Source organism: Pseudophaeobacter sp. A-200-2, assembly GCF_041008815.1.
Classification (GTDB): domain Bacteria; phylum Pseudomonadota; class Alphaproteobacteria; order Rhodobacterales; family Rhodobacteraceae; genus Phycobacter; species Phycobacter gallaeciensis_A.
The window spans coordinates 51,057-64,299 of record NZ_JAXGFU010000003.1; the positions used below are offsets into that span (position 1 = coordinate 51,057).

The 13,243-nt window shown below is 63.2% G+C and carries 14 protein-coding genes; 4 read left to right on the forward strand and 10 right to left on the reverse strand.

All coding sequences use genetic code 11. From position 1 onward, the window contains the following. Positions 1-31: 31 nt before the first annotated feature. From SM766_RS05140 to SM766_RS05170, 7 genes are all read right to left on the reverse strand, one after another. Entirely contained in the window at positions 32-2,047 is a 2,016-nt protein-coding gene (locus SM766_RS05140) for a M3 family metallopeptidase (RefSeq protein ID WP_368947143.1), read from the reverse strand. A 78-nt stretch (positions 2,048-2,125) separates the two neighbouring features. Next, positions 2,126-2,476, reverse strand: coding sequence for a hypothetical protein (locus tag SM766_RS05145; protein ID WP_065272756.1), 351 nt, complete (start codon positions 2,474-2,476; stop codon positions 2,126-2,128). Positions 2,477-2,508: 32 nt separating this feature from the next. Further along, a complete protein-coding gene (locus SM766_RS05150; RefSeq protein ID WP_368947144.1) occupies positions 2,509-3,639 on the reverse strand; it encodes a HesA/MoeB/ThiF family protein in 1,131 nt (376 codons plus the stop codon). Further along, on the reverse strand, positions 3,639-4,094 hold the full coding sequence (gene dut, locus SM766_RS05155; RefSeq protein WP_368947145.1) for a dUTP diphosphatase: 456 nt from the start codon (positions 4,092-4,094) through the stop codon (positions 3,639-3,641). The genes SM766_RS05150 and dut overlap by 1 nt, the downstream gene beginning before the upstream one ends. Before the next feature lie 50 nt (positions 4,095-4,144). Beyond that, complete coding sequence (gene coaBC / locus SM766_RS05160; RefSeq protein ID WP_368947146.1) at positions 4,145-5,341, reverse strand: bifunctional phosphopantothenoylcysteine decarboxylase/phosphopantothenate--cysteine ligase CoaBC; 1,197 nt, start codon at positions 5,339-5,341, stop codon at positions 4,145-4,147. 84 nt (positions 5,342-5,425) lie between these two features. Beyond that, a complete protein-coding gene (locus tag SM766_RS05165; RefSeq protein ID WP_368947147.1) occupies positions 5,426-6,220 on the reverse strand; it encodes a ChaN family lipoprotein in 795 nt (264 codons plus the stop codon). 59 nt (positions 6,221-6,279) lie between these two features. After that, positions 6,280-7,158, reverse strand: a complete 879-nt coding sequence (locus SM766_RS05170; protein ID WP_065272752.1) for an RNA polymerase factor sigma-32 — start codon at positions 7,156-7,158, stop codon at positions 6,280-6,282. Positions 7,159-7,386: 228 nt separating this feature from the next. On the opposite strand from SM766_RS05170, the gene cobU reads away from it, so the two are divergent. The 4 genes from cobU (at position 7,387) to SM766_RS05190 (ending at position 10,943) form a co-directional block, all read left to right on the forward strand. Continuing rightward, positions 7,387-7,989 carry a bifunctional adenosylcobinamide kinase/adenosylcobinamide-phosphate guanylyltransferase gene (gene cobU, locus SM766_RS05175; protein WP_368947148.1) on the forward strand — a complete coding sequence of 201 codons (603 nt, stop codon included), beginning with the start codon at positions 7,387-7,389 and terminating at the stop codon, positions 7,987-7,989. Beyond that, positions 7,986-8,576: a histidine phosphatase family protein gene (locus tag SM766_RS05180; protein ID WP_368947149.1), complete on the forward strand. Its 591-nt coding sequence runs from the start codon at positions 7,986-7,988 to the stop codon at positions 8,574-8,576. The genes cobU and SM766_RS05180 overlap by 4 nt, the downstream gene beginning before the upstream one ends. Positions 8,577-8,635: 59 nt before the next feature. Continuing rightward, a complete protein-coding gene (locus tag SM766_RS05185; protein WP_368947150.1) occupies positions 8,636-9,319 on the forward strand; it encodes a glutathione S-transferase in 684 nt (227 codons plus the stop codon). 121 nt (positions 9,320-9,440) lie between these two features. Next, on the forward strand, positions 9,441-10,943 hold the full coding sequence (locus tag SM766_RS05190; protein WP_368947151.1) for a YifB family Mg chelatase-like AAA ATPase: 1,503 nt from the start codon (positions 9,441-9,443) through the stop codon (positions 10,941-10,943). Positions 10,944-10,965: 22 nt separating this feature from the next. Here the strand turns inward: SM766_RS05190 and gshB are convergent, their stop codons facing one another. The 3 genes from gshB to rsmI all read right to left on the reverse strand — a co-directional run bounded on the left by gshB (position 10,966) and on the right by rsmI (position 13,206). After that, a complete protein-coding gene (gene gshB, locus SM766_RS05195; protein WP_274827788.1) occupies positions 10,966-11,898 on the reverse strand; it encodes a glutathione synthase in 933 nt (310 codons plus the stop codon). A 71-nt stretch (positions 11,899-11,969) separates the two neighbouring features. Beyond that, complete coding sequence (locus SM766_RS05200) at positions 11,970-12,341, reverse strand: YraN family protein (RefSeq protein ID WP_368947152.1); 372 nt, start codon at positions 12,339-12,341, stop codon at positions 11,970-11,972. Positions 12,342-12,345: 4 nt separating this feature from the next. Further along, positions 12,346-13,206, reverse strand: a complete 861-nt coding sequence (gene rsmI / locus SM766_RS05205; RefSeq protein WP_368947153.1) for a 16S rRNA (cytidine(1402)-2'-O)-methyltransferase — start codon at positions 13,204-13,206, stop codon at positions 12,346-12,348. Positions 13,207-13,243 lie beyond the last annotated feature (37 nt).

The following is a 13,243-nucleotide window of genomic DNA, read 5'->3' on the forward strand; positions in this document are numbered from 1 at the left end:
TCTTCCCGGCGCCAGTTTTTTATTCAGCAGCTTATTCTGCGGCCAGCCCCCGCCCCTTGAGCAGCGCATCCACCCCGGGCAGACGCCCGCGGAAGGCGGTATACAGCTCTGCCGGATCCTTGGAACCGCCAGTGGACAGGATATTCTCCTCCAGCGCCTTGGCGCGTTCGGGATCAAAGGCCCCGCCTGCCTCTTCAAAGGCGGCAAAGGCATCGGCATCCATCACCTCGGACCACATGTAGCTGTAGTAACCGGAGCTATAGCCATCGCCGGAGAAGACATGCGCGAAATGCGGCGTCGCGTGGCGCATGGTGATGGCGTGGGGCATGCCGATTTCGGCCAGAACCTCGGCCTGGCGCGCCATCGGATCTGCCGGGGCGGCGCCATCGTGGAAGGCCAGATCGACAAGCGCCGAGGCAACGTATTCCACCGTCTGAAAGCCCATGTCATAGGTCGCAGCGCCCAGAACCTTGTCCAGCATTTCCTTGGGCATCGGCTCGCCAGTCTCGGCATGGGTAGCAAACTCGCTCAGCACCTCGGGCACTTCCAGCCAGTGTTCATAGAGCTGCGAAGGAAGCTCCACGAAATCGCGCGCCACCGAGGTGCCCGAGATGCTTTCATAGGTCACATCCGACAGCATCTGGTGCAGTGCATGGCCGAACTCGTGGAACAGTGTGCGCGCATCATCATAGGACAACAGCGCCGGATCGCCCTTGGCAAAGTTGCAGACGTTGATCACGACAGGCGCCTGTTTTTCCGGAAACTTCGCCTGACCGCGCATGGCCGAACACCAGGCACCCGAGCGTTTCGATCCACGGGCAAAATAGTCGCCTATGAAGACCGCCATATGCTCACCGTTGCGCGTGACCTCCCAGGCGCGGCAATCGGGGTGGTAAAGCGGGATATCAAGCGGCTCGAACTCCAGCCCGAACAGGCGGTTCGCACAGGAGAAAGCCGCCTCGATCATCTTGTCGAGCTGCAGATAGGGCTTCAGCTCGGCCTCATCGAGGTCATGTTCGACCTTGCGGCGCTTTTCCGAGTAATAGCGCCAGTCCCAAGGCTCCAGATCACCGTTGATACCATCGGCCTGCATCATATTGGTCAGGATGGCCGCATCCGCATCCGCGCGCGCCTTGGCCGGGCCCCAGACATCCATCAGCAGGCCCCGCACGGCTTCGGGCGTCTTGGCCATTTCAGTTTCCAGCTTGTAAGCCGCGAAATTCTCATATCCCAAGAGCTTGGCTCGTTCCTCGCGCAGGGCAAGGATCTCTGCCGCAATCTCCCGGTTGTCCGTCTTTCCGCCATTGGCTCCGCGCGCCGCCCAGGCCTGGAACGCCTTTTCCCTCAGATCCCGGCGCGGAGAAAATTGCAGGAACGGCGTGATGATGGAACGCGAGGTCGTTACGACAGGCCCGTCCACGCCCTTTTCCTTGCCCGCAGCCCGGGCAGCCGCGATGGCGAAGTCCGGCAGGCCTTCCAGATCCTCTTCAGAGAGCTCCATGAACCAGTTGCTCTCATCCGCCAGCAGGTTCTGAGTAAATTCGGTGCCAATGGTGGCAAGCCGTCCGTTGATCTCCTGCATCCGGGCATCCTCCGCCCCTTCCAGTGCTGCACCACCGCGCACGAAACTGCGGTGGGTCAGCATCAACACACGCTGCTGTTCCTCGGTCAGGTCCAGCTCATCGCGCTGATCCCAGACTGCCTTGATCCGCGAATAAAGCGCCTTGTTCGCGGTAATGGCCGAGGAATGCGCTGCCAGTTTCGGTGAGAATGCACGCTGCAACTCCTGCCGCTTGGGATTACTGTCGGCGCCTGCCACCGTGTAGAACACCGACAGGACCTGCTCCAGCGCCTGGCAAGGTGTTTCCAGCGCACCAATCACATTGTCAAAGGTCGGCGCATCGCGATTTGACGCGATAGCGTCGATCTGGGCGTTATGGGCCGCAAGGGCCTGATCCAGCGCGGGGGCGAAATCTTCGTCGGAAATCTGGTCGAAGGGCGCGATTTCAAACGGGGTATCCCAGTGGGACAACAGGGGGTTGGTCATAGGCAAGGCCTCCTTTGCCCAGAAGCTATGCCCGCGCCCCGGCAGCGTCCAGAGACGCACGCGGATTTTCCGCAAATACTAGCCGCCCGGCCTCAGATCCTCGACCAGATCGGCGGCAATGATGCGGATCGGAACGCCTGCAATATTCGCGGCTCGGGCAATGCGCCACTCGAACCGGCCCATGACCCCATCGGTGTCGATCAGCACCACGACGGCCTCCTTGCCGGTGATTTCGGCCGCGAACAACGCCTGTTGCAGACTGTCAAGGCTGCTGCGCTTGTCGAGGCCAAACTCCACCACCCGATTGCTGTTCTCGCAATCGACCCGGATCGAGGCCCGGCCTTCGGGATAGTCGAATTGATGCACCTGTTCCGGCTCACCGCCCATCAAGGCACCGCACAACAGGGAAATATATAGCGCTTCGGACACGTGGACTTCGCTCTATGCGTGGCGTTTGACGCTTATTCGTTGCCGGAGGCAGCTTTGCCACCGCTGTCGTCAGACCCGTTCCCACCGCCCCCGGCGCCGCAGATCGGGCAGTCGCCCCGCTGTTTCAGCCCGATGCGGCGGGTTTCGCTGTAAAGGGCATCGTAGATCAGCATGGCGCCGCGCAGCACTTCGCCCGCTCCGGTGATCTGCTTGATCGTCTCCACCGCCATCATCGCGCCGACGACCCCGGGCAAGGGACCGATGACGCCGGCTTCGGAACAGCTCGGTGCCAGCCCCGCTGCCGGGGCCTCAGGGAAGATACACTGGTAGCAGGGGCCGCCTGCCTTGGGATGAAAGACGGACAGCTGCCCCTCCCATTGCGACAGGGCGCCGGAAATCAGCGGCTTGCCCAGCGCCACGGCGGTGCGGTTCGACAGATAGCGGCTTTCGAAATTATCGGTGCCATCCAGAATGATGTCATATTCCGCAAACAGGTCGGCGGCGATCTCATCCGTCAGACGGCGGTGATAGGGGCGCACGGTGACAAAGGGGTTCTGCGCCTCCATCGCCTTTTGCGCCGAGAATACCTTGGGCATGCCGATGTCCTGATCGCGGTGAATAACCTGCCGCTGCAGGTTGGCGTTTTCAACCACATCGTCGTCGATGACACCGATGGTGCCAACGCCCGCCGCCGCCAGATATTGCAGCGCCGGTGCGCCAAGCCCCCCGGCCCCGATCACCAGCACCTTTGCGTTCTTCAGCTTCTTCTGCCCTGGACCGCCCAGCTCCCGCAGCACGATATGCCGCGCATAGCGGTTCAGCTCTGTCTCGGAAAACCGGCCCGGTTTGGCCGCCGTTTTCGCCTCGGCCGTGGGTGCTTCCCCGCCATCTTCGGCTTCTTCATCAGCCTCCGCCCGGGCGCGCAGACGGGACACGCCCCAGCTGTAGACACCGATCAGCAGCACGATCCCGCCAAGGATCAGCCAGGAGGAGGCTGAGCCACCGGTGGCGGCCCGCAAACCATGGCCATTCGGCAGGGTCAGTTGCAGGATCACGACGGCCGCAAACAGCAGCGCCAGCAGGCTCCCCCGCATCGCGCGCGGCAGCCCCATCAGGCGCCCGCCCCACCAGATCAGCCCTGCAAGGCCCAGAACCAGTATCATCAGCCTCTCCCCGTGGAGCCAAAACCACCGCTGCCGCGCTCTGTCTCGCTCAACTCCGTCACCTCGACGAAGGCCGCCTGCAAAACCGGCGCGACCACCATCTGCGCAATCCGCTCCCCGTGGCGGATCTCGAAGGGTTCCTGCCCCGCGTTCAGCACGATGACGCCCAGCGGACCGCGATAATCGCTGTCGATGGTACCCGGCGTGTTCGGCAGGGTGATCCCGTGTTTCAGCGCCAGGCCGGAGCGGGGCCGGATCTGGATCTCGTATCCCGCCGGGATTTCCACCCGCAGCCCGGTTGGCACCAGCGCTCGCTCTCCCGGCGTTAGCAGGATGCTGCCGCGCCCTGTCAGGTCGGCCCGCAGATCCGCGCCTGCGGCGCCCGGCGTTTCATACGAGGGCAGCGGCAGATCGTGATCCGCCTCTGCATCACGGCGTATACGGATTGTCACCATATCGGAACCTGCGGTTTGATGTGCTGTGTCAGTGGCTGGATGGGACGGGCTTAGCTATCGAGGGCAGCAGCGATGCGGTTGGCCAGTTTCCCGGCGACCTCCTGCTTCGCCATGCGCGGCCATTCCTCGGCCCCCGTGTCCGTGATCAGGATCACCGCATTTTCGCTGCCACCCATGATACCGGTGGCAGGCGAGACGTCATTGGCGACGATCCAGTCGCACCCCTTGCGCAGCCGTTTGGCGGTGGCGTTGTCCACCACGTCGTTGGTTTCTGCAGCGAACCCCACCACCAGTCCCGGTCTGTTTGCAGTCATATGCGAGACCGTTTTCAGGATGTCCGGGTTTTCGGCGAACTCCAGCGCCGGCAGGCCATCCTTGGATTTCTTCAGCTTCCGGTCCGAGGCGCTGGCAACCCGCCAATCGGCCACCGCAGCGGCGAATACGGCCGCATCGGCGGGCAAGGCTGCCTCTACCGCCGCCTGCATTTCCAGCGCGCTTTCGACGGGAACGACCTCTACCCCCTCGGGGGGGCGGACCGTTGCCGGGCCCGTGACGAACACCACCTCCGCTCCCAGGTCGCGCAGAGCACGGGCCACCGCTGTGCCCTGCGCCCCGGAGGAGCGATTGGCGATATAGCGCACCGGATCAATGGGCTCATGTGTCGGGCCGGAGGTCACGACGATGCGTTTGCCGCTGAGCGGTCCATCACGGAACTCGGCTGCGACGGCCGCGACGATTTCATCCGGCTCGGCCATCCGACCCGGACCGAATTCGCCGCAGGCCATGCCGCCCGCGTTGGGGCCGACAAAGCGGATGCCGTCTGCTTTCAGTGTGGCGATATTGCGCTGCGTGGCGGCGTGTTCCCACATGCGCACGTTCATGGCGGGCGCCACCAGAACCGGCGTGTCGGTGGCCAAGAGCAGGGTCGAGGCCAGATCATTGGCCAGCCCCTGCGCCATCTTCGCCACCAGATCCGCGGTGGCAGGTGCCACAACAACCAGATCCGCACTGCGCGACAGTTGGATATGGCCCATCTCCGCCTCGGCTGTGAGGTCAAACAGATCCCGGTGCACCGGCGCACCGGCCAGGGCCGAGACCGATAGCGGGGTCACGAATTCTTCCCCGGCCTTGGTCAGGACCGGCGCCACGCTGGCTCCCTGATCCTGCAGGCGGCGGATCAGTTCCAGCGCCTTATAGGCCGCGATGCCGCCACCGATGATCAGTAGAATATGTTTGCCTGCCAGCATATTATCCGCCCCTGCGCCACCTTGGAGTTCTGCGTCAGCGCCGACTTTACTTGGCCCGAGCCAAAGTGTGAAACGGTTTTCCCCTCAACCCTTGCCGAAGGCGAGACAGGGGTCCGGGCGCTCTGCCGCCGCGCTATCCAGCAGCAGTTCGAAATCCCCGGATATCGCGCCGCCCTCGCTTTGGCCAAGGCTCTGGATCCGCACCTCGGGCCGCGCCTTTGACAGGTAGACCGCAAGACCCCGATCCAGCCGCGCATGACCATTGCCGGTGATCACCGCCACCGGCCCGCCGGTCTCTTCCAGCGCCTGATCCACCGCTGCAGCAAGTGCCGCATCACGCAGCCGCTGAAAATCGACCAGCACCGGCAGCATTTCAGCAGGCATCGCATTGCAGTGATTGGCCATCTGATCCGCCTCGCGTTCCGTCTGCTCCGCCTCTGGCAGGGGCTGATCCAGCCCGAAATCTGCTGCCCGGGCGCCAAAATAGGCCGCGATCCCCTGATCCAGCGCCTGACGCGCCTCCGAGCGCGGCACCAGCGCGCCGTACTGCCGCGCGGGCGCGGCGGCTGCAAAGACTGGCGCGTAGAGCGCAAACTCCGGCCAACCCGAGGCCTCCCAATCGAGCGCGTCGGCAGTCGCTTCCGCGTCGCTCATCATTGGCTCGCTCAGCGTCTCTGCCTGCGCCTCCGTTATCATTTCCCAAACCACGGCGCGCGGCGCCAGATGCCGCAGGATTTCGGCCTGCCTCTGGTGGTGGGCCGCGTTGTCATGCACCTCACCCAGAATGGCCACATCGGCTTCCTGCAGGACTTCGGCCGCAGCCTTGGCCGAGGGAAGCACGGCAGGCTCGGCCAAGGCGGCGGAGTTTGCCCCAAACATAAAGAAAGCGGCTGCCGTACATGCGGCACCCGCTTTTCTGATAAAAAGAATCGACTTTGTCATGAGAGGAAGTTGTGCACCTCCCGGGAGCACCCTTCAAGCGTTTTCCGCATCTTCTGAAACGCCGCGGCCTCCAGCTGGCGCACGCGTTCCTTGGACAGGTTCAGCTCGTTACCAAGGCTTTCCAGCGTGCGCGCCTCTTCCCGCAGTTTGCGTTCAGTGATGATGAACCGCTCCCGCTCGTTCAGGGCCTGCAACGCCTCAACCAGCCAGGCCCGCAGCTGGCGCCGGTCGTGCCGCTCTTCCACCAGTTCAGCGGCCTGCGCGCTGTCATCCTCCAGCGCCTCGATCCATTCGCGGCCCTCGTCCTCGGAAGATTGCACGGCGTTGAGCGAGAAGTCAGAGCCGGACAACCGCCCGTCCATCATCTCCACATCGCGCAATGGCACGCCGATTTCCGTGGCGATCTGCTGGTTCAGCTGATGCTTGTCGAGTTTGACGCCTGCCGCGCGCGCCTCGCGCTCAAGCTGGGCCTGCACCCTGCGCATATTGAAGAACAGGGATTTTTGCGAGGAGGTGGAGCCGGTGCGCACCATCGACCAATTGCGCATCACGTAGTCCTGGATCGACGCCTTGATCCACCAGACCGCGTAGGTGGAAAACCGCACCCCCCGGTCGGGGTCGAATTTGTCTGCCGCCTTCATCAGCCCGACACCGGCCTCTTGGATGAGATCATTCATCGGCGCGCCGTAGCGTTTGAATTTCGCGGCCATCGAGATCGCCAGCCGCATATAGGCGTGGATCAGCCGGTGCAGTGCTTCTTCGTCACGGTCGTCGCGCCAGGCATAGGCGAGGCGCAGCTCCGTTTCAGCGTCCAGAAGCTCGGCCTTCATGGCCTGCTTTGGCAGCGGGTTTTCACTGGTCGTGTCAAGTGCCATGATACTCCCCTCCAAACTGATTACTAATGTTACGCAGTGGCGCCGGGATCGGATCACTTTGGCTGTATTTTTTCTCCGATCAGGCCCGGTTTTCAGCGCCTTACCCCGGTGCATCAGGTCGTTTTAGGCCATCGGGGGCGCCGCTTTGCTCCCCACCTTGGAACCTGTCCGCCCTTGGTCGTGGCCCTGCTGCAGATCCCGGTCCACATCTGCGGGGCGTCATCGGACATGGCAGGTTCAGGCTTGTTTCAGGCCGGATCAGCAGATACCCAAACTCCTGCAACCATCACCGAACTCAGGGTAGAAGACGTGTCCGCAGCTGTCACATTCATTCTTGGCGGGGCCGCATCGGGAAAGTCTGCCTTTGCTGAAAGTCTATGCTTTTCCTCAGGCAAGCCAAAAGCTTACTGGGCAACCTCACAGATATTTGATGATGAAATGCGCGAAAAAGTTGCAAAACACCTGGCCCAGCGCGGCGCGGACTGGACTACCCATGAAGAACCATTCGATGCCGCAAAGGCGCTTGGCGACCTGCAGGACGGGCAGATCTGCCTGATCGATTGCGCCACCATGTGGCTGAGCAATCACCTGCTGGCGGACCATGATCTGGAGGCCGAAACCGAGACCCTGTTGCAGGCGATTGATGCCTGCCGCGCAGAAATCGTGATCGTGTCGAACGAAACCGGACTTGGCATCGTGCCCGAGAACGCCCTGGCCCGGAGGTTCCGCGAGGCGCAGGGGCGGCTCAACATCGCAATCGCCGCCCGCGCGCAAACTGTGGTACAGGTCACCGCAGGCCTGCCGCTGGTGCTGAAAGGAAGCCTTCCATGACCCGCCTCTTCCTTGTCCGCCACGGCCCGACCCACGTCAAATCCATGGTCGGCTGGTCGGATCTTCCGGCGGACCTGTCCGACAGCGCCGCAATTCGCCGCCTGTCAGCTGCCCTGCCCGAAGATGCCTTGGTGGTGTCGTCGGATCTGTCCCGCGCAGCAGATACCGCAAGCGCCATCCAAGGCGACCGTGCGCGCCTGGCCCACCTGCCCGACCTCAGAGAAATCCATTTCGGTGAATGGGAGCTGCGCACCTGGAAAGACATCGACGCGGAAGATCCCGAACGCATCCGCGCCTATTGGGAAACCCCCGGCGATGTGCGGCCCCCCGGCGGAGAAAGCTGGAATGAGGTCTGCGCCCGCGTGGACCGGGCCATCGACGATCTGATAGAAGCCCACCGGGGCCGCAATCTGATCGTGGTCGGCCATTTCGGCCAGATCCTGACCCAGATCCAGCGCGCCGAACGGCTGACCGCAGAGGAGGCGTTTTCGCACCGGATCGACAACCTGTCGGTCACCGAAATCCACCACCTTCCTGGGGAAGGGACCGATGGTTGGCGCACCGGAAAGATCAATCACCTTCCGTGATGGCACCGCGCACAAATCAGCGATTTGGCAACCCGTGAAGCTGCGCTAGCCTGCTTTCCATGACATATGATCTTTTTATCGGTGACCGCATGTATTCCAGCTGGTCCCTGCGCGGCTGGCTCATGCTTGAAAAATTCTCGCTCCCCCATGTGGTGCATATGGTGGGGCTTTATTCCGGAACCATGGCGGCGGATCTGGCAGATCTGGCGCCTGCCCGGCTGGTACCCACACTTCGCACGCCCGAAGGCACGGTGATCGGCGAAAGCCTGGCTATGGGGGAAACCCTGGCCGAACGGCACCCGGATGCAGGCCTGTGGCCCAGCGATCCGACTGCGCGGGCGACTGCGCGCTGGCTGGTGGCTGAAATGGCCTGCGGTTTTTCTGCCCTGCGCGGTGATTGCCCCATGCAACTGAGCCATATCTGGCAGGGATTTACCCCCTCCGAAGCGGTGCAACAGGATCTTGCCCGGATCGAGACCCTGTTTGCGCATGCCCGCAAGGTGTCTGGCGCTGCGGAGGGCTGGCTTTTTGGCGACTACTGCCTTGCCGATGTGTACTACACGCCGGTTGCAGCCCGCATCATCGGATATGACCTGCCGGTGTCACCTGAAACCCGCGCCTATTGCCGCGCGCTCTTGTTCGATCCGGCGGTGCAGCGCTGGCAGGAACAGGCGCGTGAGGTGACTTACGACCCCGAGCCTTATGCGATGGATCTGGAGCGCCGCCCCTGGAGCCTTGACTGACGTGCCGCGTCGTCGGCCCGCAAAGCCAACGACAAAAATACACGCATAACGTGCTTTAAGGGCGACTCTGGTTCACCGTTCGCTATGATTTTCTCTGGTATCTTCAGAGGGATAGCGCAGCATGATTTCACGGGCCTACACGGTGGCCTTTCAGGGGGTGGAGGCCCGCCCGGTCGAGGTGCAATGCGCCGTGGCGCCGGGCCTTCCAGCCTTTTCCATCGTCGGCCTGCCGGACAAGGCGGTGAGCGAAGCGCGCGAGAGGGTGCGCTCGGCCTTTGCCGCCATGTCGATTGCGCTGCCGTCAAAACGGATCACGGTGAACCTGTCACCCGCGGATCTGCCCAAGGAAGGCAGCCATTTCGACCTGCCCATCGCTCTAGCGCTTCTCGCCGCAATCGAGGTGATCCCAAGCGAGGCCGCAAGCGAGACCATCGCGCTTGGGGAATTGTCTCTCGACGGGACGTTGATTCCCGTGGTGGGCGCCCTGCCCGCCGCGATGACCGCCGCCAGCGAGGACCGGCTGCTGCTCTGCCCCAAGGCATCGGGGGCAGAGGCCGCCTGGGTCGATGCGGCTCGGGTAATCGGCGCCGCCAGCCTGATCGACGTGGTGCGCCATTTCACCGGCAAGATGCCCCTTCCTCAAGCCACCGCGGGCGAAGTCCACGACGATACCGGCACGCGCGACCTGCGCGACGTGAAGGGGCAGGAACGGGCCAAACGCGCATTGGAAATCGCCGCCGCCGGACGGCATCACATTCTGATGGTCGGCCCGCCCGGGTCCGGCAAATCCATGCTGGCGGCGCGGCTGCCGACGATCCTGCCGCCCCTGACGGCGGCTGAGGCGCTGGAGACCTCGATGATCCAGTCCCTGTGCGGCTTGATCGAGGATGGTGGCATCAACCGGAGCCGCCCCTTTCGCGAACCGCATCACACCGCATCCATGGCCGCCATCGTCGGCGGCGGGCGGCGGGCACAGCCAGGCGAGATCAGCCTCGCGCACAATGGCGTGTTGTTTCTGGACGAGCTGCCCGAATTTGCCCGCCCGGTGCTGGAAACCCTGCGCCAGCCCCTTGAAACCGGCGAGGTCATGGTCGCCCGCGCCAATGCCCATGTGAAATACCCGAGCCGCTTCATGCTGGTGGCTGCGGCCAACCCATGCAAATGCGGCCATCTGGCGGATCCGGCCCGCGCGTGCTCTCGTGCGCCGCTCTGCGCCGAGGATTACATGGGGCGCATTTCCGGTCCGCTGATGGACCGCTTCGATCTGCGCATCGACGTGCCGCCAGTGTCTTATGACGATCTGACCCTACCCGCTGCCGCCGAAGGGTCCGCCGAAATCCTACAAAGGGTGGAAACCGCGCGCGCGCGGCAGGAGCGGCGGTTTTCAGACCATCCCGGTGCGCAGCAGAACGCCGATGCCGAAGGGGCGCTGCTGGAAGACATTGCCGTATTGGATACGGAAAGCCGCGAGATGATGCAGCGCGCCGCCGATCGTTTCGCCCTGACCGCGCGCGGCTATCATCGGGTGCTGCGGGTGGCGCGCACGATTGCCGATCTGGAAGGGGAGCCGGAAATCCTGCGTCCACATGTGGCTGAGGCGCTGGGGTTCCGGCTGGCAGGCTGAAGTGTCGCCAGCCGGAAGTGTCTTACAGTTTGGATTCGATCGCCTGCCAGACTTTCTCGGCGATATTCACGTCATCAAATCGTTCCAGTTCCTGAATGCCGGTGGGTGAGGTCACGTTGATCTCTGTTAGGTAATCACCGATCACGTCGATGCCGACAAAGATCTGCCCCTTTTCCTTCAGAAGCGGGCCAATGGCAGCGCAGATCTCACGGTCGCGCTCGGTCAGGCCGATCTTTTCCGGGCGTCCGCCCACATGCATGTTAGACCGGGTTTCACCGGCGGCGGGCACGCGGTTGATGGCGCCGACGGGTTCGCCGTCCACCAGAATGACGCGTTTGTCGCCATTGCTGACATCGGGCAGGAATTTCTGCACGATCAGCGGCTCGCGGCTGAAACCGGTGAACAATTCGTGCAGCGAGGTCAGGTTGCGATCGTTGGCATCCAGACGGAACACCCCGGCGCCGCCATTGCCATAAAGCGGCTTCAGAATGATGTCGCCATGCTTGGCCTTGAAGGCCTTGATGGTGTCCAGATCACGGGCAATCGCCGTGGGCGGCGTCAGATCAGGGAAATCCAGCACCAGCAGTTTTTCCGGGTAGTTGCGCACCCAGAACGGATCGTTCACCACCAGCGTCTGCCCCTTGAGGCGGTCCAGCAGATGCGTCGAGGTGATGTAATGCATGTCGAACGGCGGGTCCTGCCGCAGCCAGACCACATCGAAATCCGCAAGATCCACCTCGCGCTCTTCGCCCAGCACCGCCGGGGTCCCGGCGACGCGCTGCACGGTCATGTCATAGCCGCGGGCGGTGATGCGCCCTTCCTGATAGGCTAGGTGATCGGGGCTGTAGTAAAACAGCTCGTGCCCGCGCGCCTGCGCCTCTTCAGCAAGGCGGAAGCTGCTGTCGGCATTGATGTCGACGCCCATGACCGGGTCCATCTGGAAGGCGATTTTCATGAAGTGCATCCCTTTTGTTTCGGCAAATAGATGGCCCAGCGGGCACAAAGGTTCAATAGAGCAGAACGCTGTCAGCCCTGACCAAAGGCGTTTTCGAGGATCTCGACCTGCCCTTTGCCGTTCACAAACACGGCATCAAGCCGCGCCTCGGTCAGCTGCCCCCGAGGTTCTCCTTCCAGAAAATGCGCGGCGCTGGCCTGGATCCGCTGCATCTGTGTGGGCGTGATGCGGGCGGCGGCGGATGCGAATGTGGCGCTATGCTTGACCTCGGCAAAGACCAGCATGTCCCCCTTGCGCAGGATCAGGTCGATCTCACCCCCGGGGCCGCGCCAGCGCCGGGCTTCCACGCGGTAGCCCCGTGCCTCATAGGCGCGCGCGGCTGCGTCTTCGGCAGCCTTCCCAGCCAGATGGGCGCGCTGACCTTGATAGTGTCGCCCCTCCATCCGCTCAGCCTGCGTCCTTGGCCAGTTGCAGGGCAAGCTGGTAGACCTTGCGGCGCGGCAATTCGTGGGTTTCCGCCACGATGGATGCGGCATCCTTTACCGAATTGTCCTTCAGCGCCGCGCGCAGGTCTTCCTCAAGGCTGGCTTCGCTCACCTCTTCGCCATGGGCGCGATCCACCAGCATGACAATCTCTCCTTTCACCGGTTTCTCCTCCAGCCCGGCCACCAAATCACTCAGGCTGCCGCGCCGGATCTCTTCGAATTTCTTGGTCAACTCGCGGCAAAGGGCGGCAGGCCGGTCCCCGAGAACTGCCGCCATATCCGCCACCGAGGCAGCGATGCGTTTGGGCGATTCGTAGAAAATCAGCGTTCCGGGCACGTTTCGCAGCTCTTCCAGCCGCTTGCGTCGGGCGCCGCTGGCGTTGGGCAGGAAACCGGCGAAAAAGAACGCATCGGTCGGCAAGCCCGCCAGTGTCAGCGCTGCCAGCGCCGCCGAGGCACCCGGCGCTACGGTAACCTTATGCCCGGCTTCAGCTGCCGCGCGGCTCAGATCATAGCCCGGATCGGCGATCAGCGGCATGCCGGCCTCAGACGCATAGGCAACCGACTGCCCCGCCTCCATCGCCTGCATCAGCCTTGCCCGGGCGCCTGCGCCGCTGTGATCATGGTAGGCGATGATTTGGCGTCCGTTCAGCGGCACACCATGAATTTCCATCAGCTTGCGCAGAGACCGGGTGTCCTCGGCGGCGATCACATCAGCCGACGCCAGCACATCCAGCGCCCTGAGGGTGATGTCGCGTGCGGTGCCGATGGGCGTGGCCACAAAGTGCAGCCCCGGCAACAATTTGACGATCTGATGATTCACGCTGGACCCGCCTTTTTGGTCGTTTATGATCCCCTTA

Coding starts and splice junctions, on each gene's coding strand:
- cobU (WP_368947148.1), top strand. CDS start 7,387: ATGGCAGGTTCAGGCTTGTTTCAGGCCGGATCAGCAGATACCCAAACT.
- SM766_RS05185 (WP_368947150.1), top strand. CDS start 8,636: ATGACATATGATCTTTTTATCGGTGACCGCATGTATTCCAGCTGGTCC.
- SM766_RS05180 (WP_368947149.1), top strand. CDS start 7,986: ATGACCCGCCTCTTCCTTGTCCGCCACGGCCCGACCCACGTCAAATCC.
- SM766_RS05200 (WP_368947152.1), bottom strand. CDS start 12,341: ATGGAGGGGCGACACTATCAAGGTCAGCGCGCCCATCTGGCTGGGAAG.
- SM766_RS05165 (WP_368947147.1), bottom strand. CDS start 6,220: ATGTTTGGGGCAAACTCCGCCGCCTTGGCCGAGCCTGCCGTGCTTCCC.
- coaBC (WP_368947146.1), bottom strand. CDS start 5,341: ATGCTGGCAGGCAAACATATTCTACTGATCATCGGTGGCGGCATCGCG.
- SM766_RS05150 (WP_368947144.1), bottom strand. CDS start 3,639: ATGATACTGGTTCTGGGCCTTGCAGGGCTGATCTGGTGGGGCGGGCGC.
- SM766_RS05170 (WP_065272752.1), bottom strand. CDS start 7,158: ATGGCACTTGACACGACCAGTGAAAACCCGCTGCCAAAGCAGGCCATG.
- SM766_RS05140 (WP_368947143.1), bottom strand. CDS start 2,047: ATGACCAACCCCCTGTTGTCCCACTGGGATACCCCGTTTGAAATCGCG.
- dut (WP_368947145.1), bottom strand. CDS start 4,094: ATGGTGACAATCCGTATACGCCGTGATGCAGAGGCGGATCACGATCTG.
- SM766_RS05190 (WP_368947151.1), top strand. CDS start 9,441: ATGATTTCACGGGCCTACACGGTGGCCTTTCAGGGGGTGGAGGCCCGC.
- gshB (WP_274827788.1), bottom strand. CDS start 11,898: ATGAAAATCGCCTTCCAGATGGACCCGGTCATGGGCGTCGACATCAAT.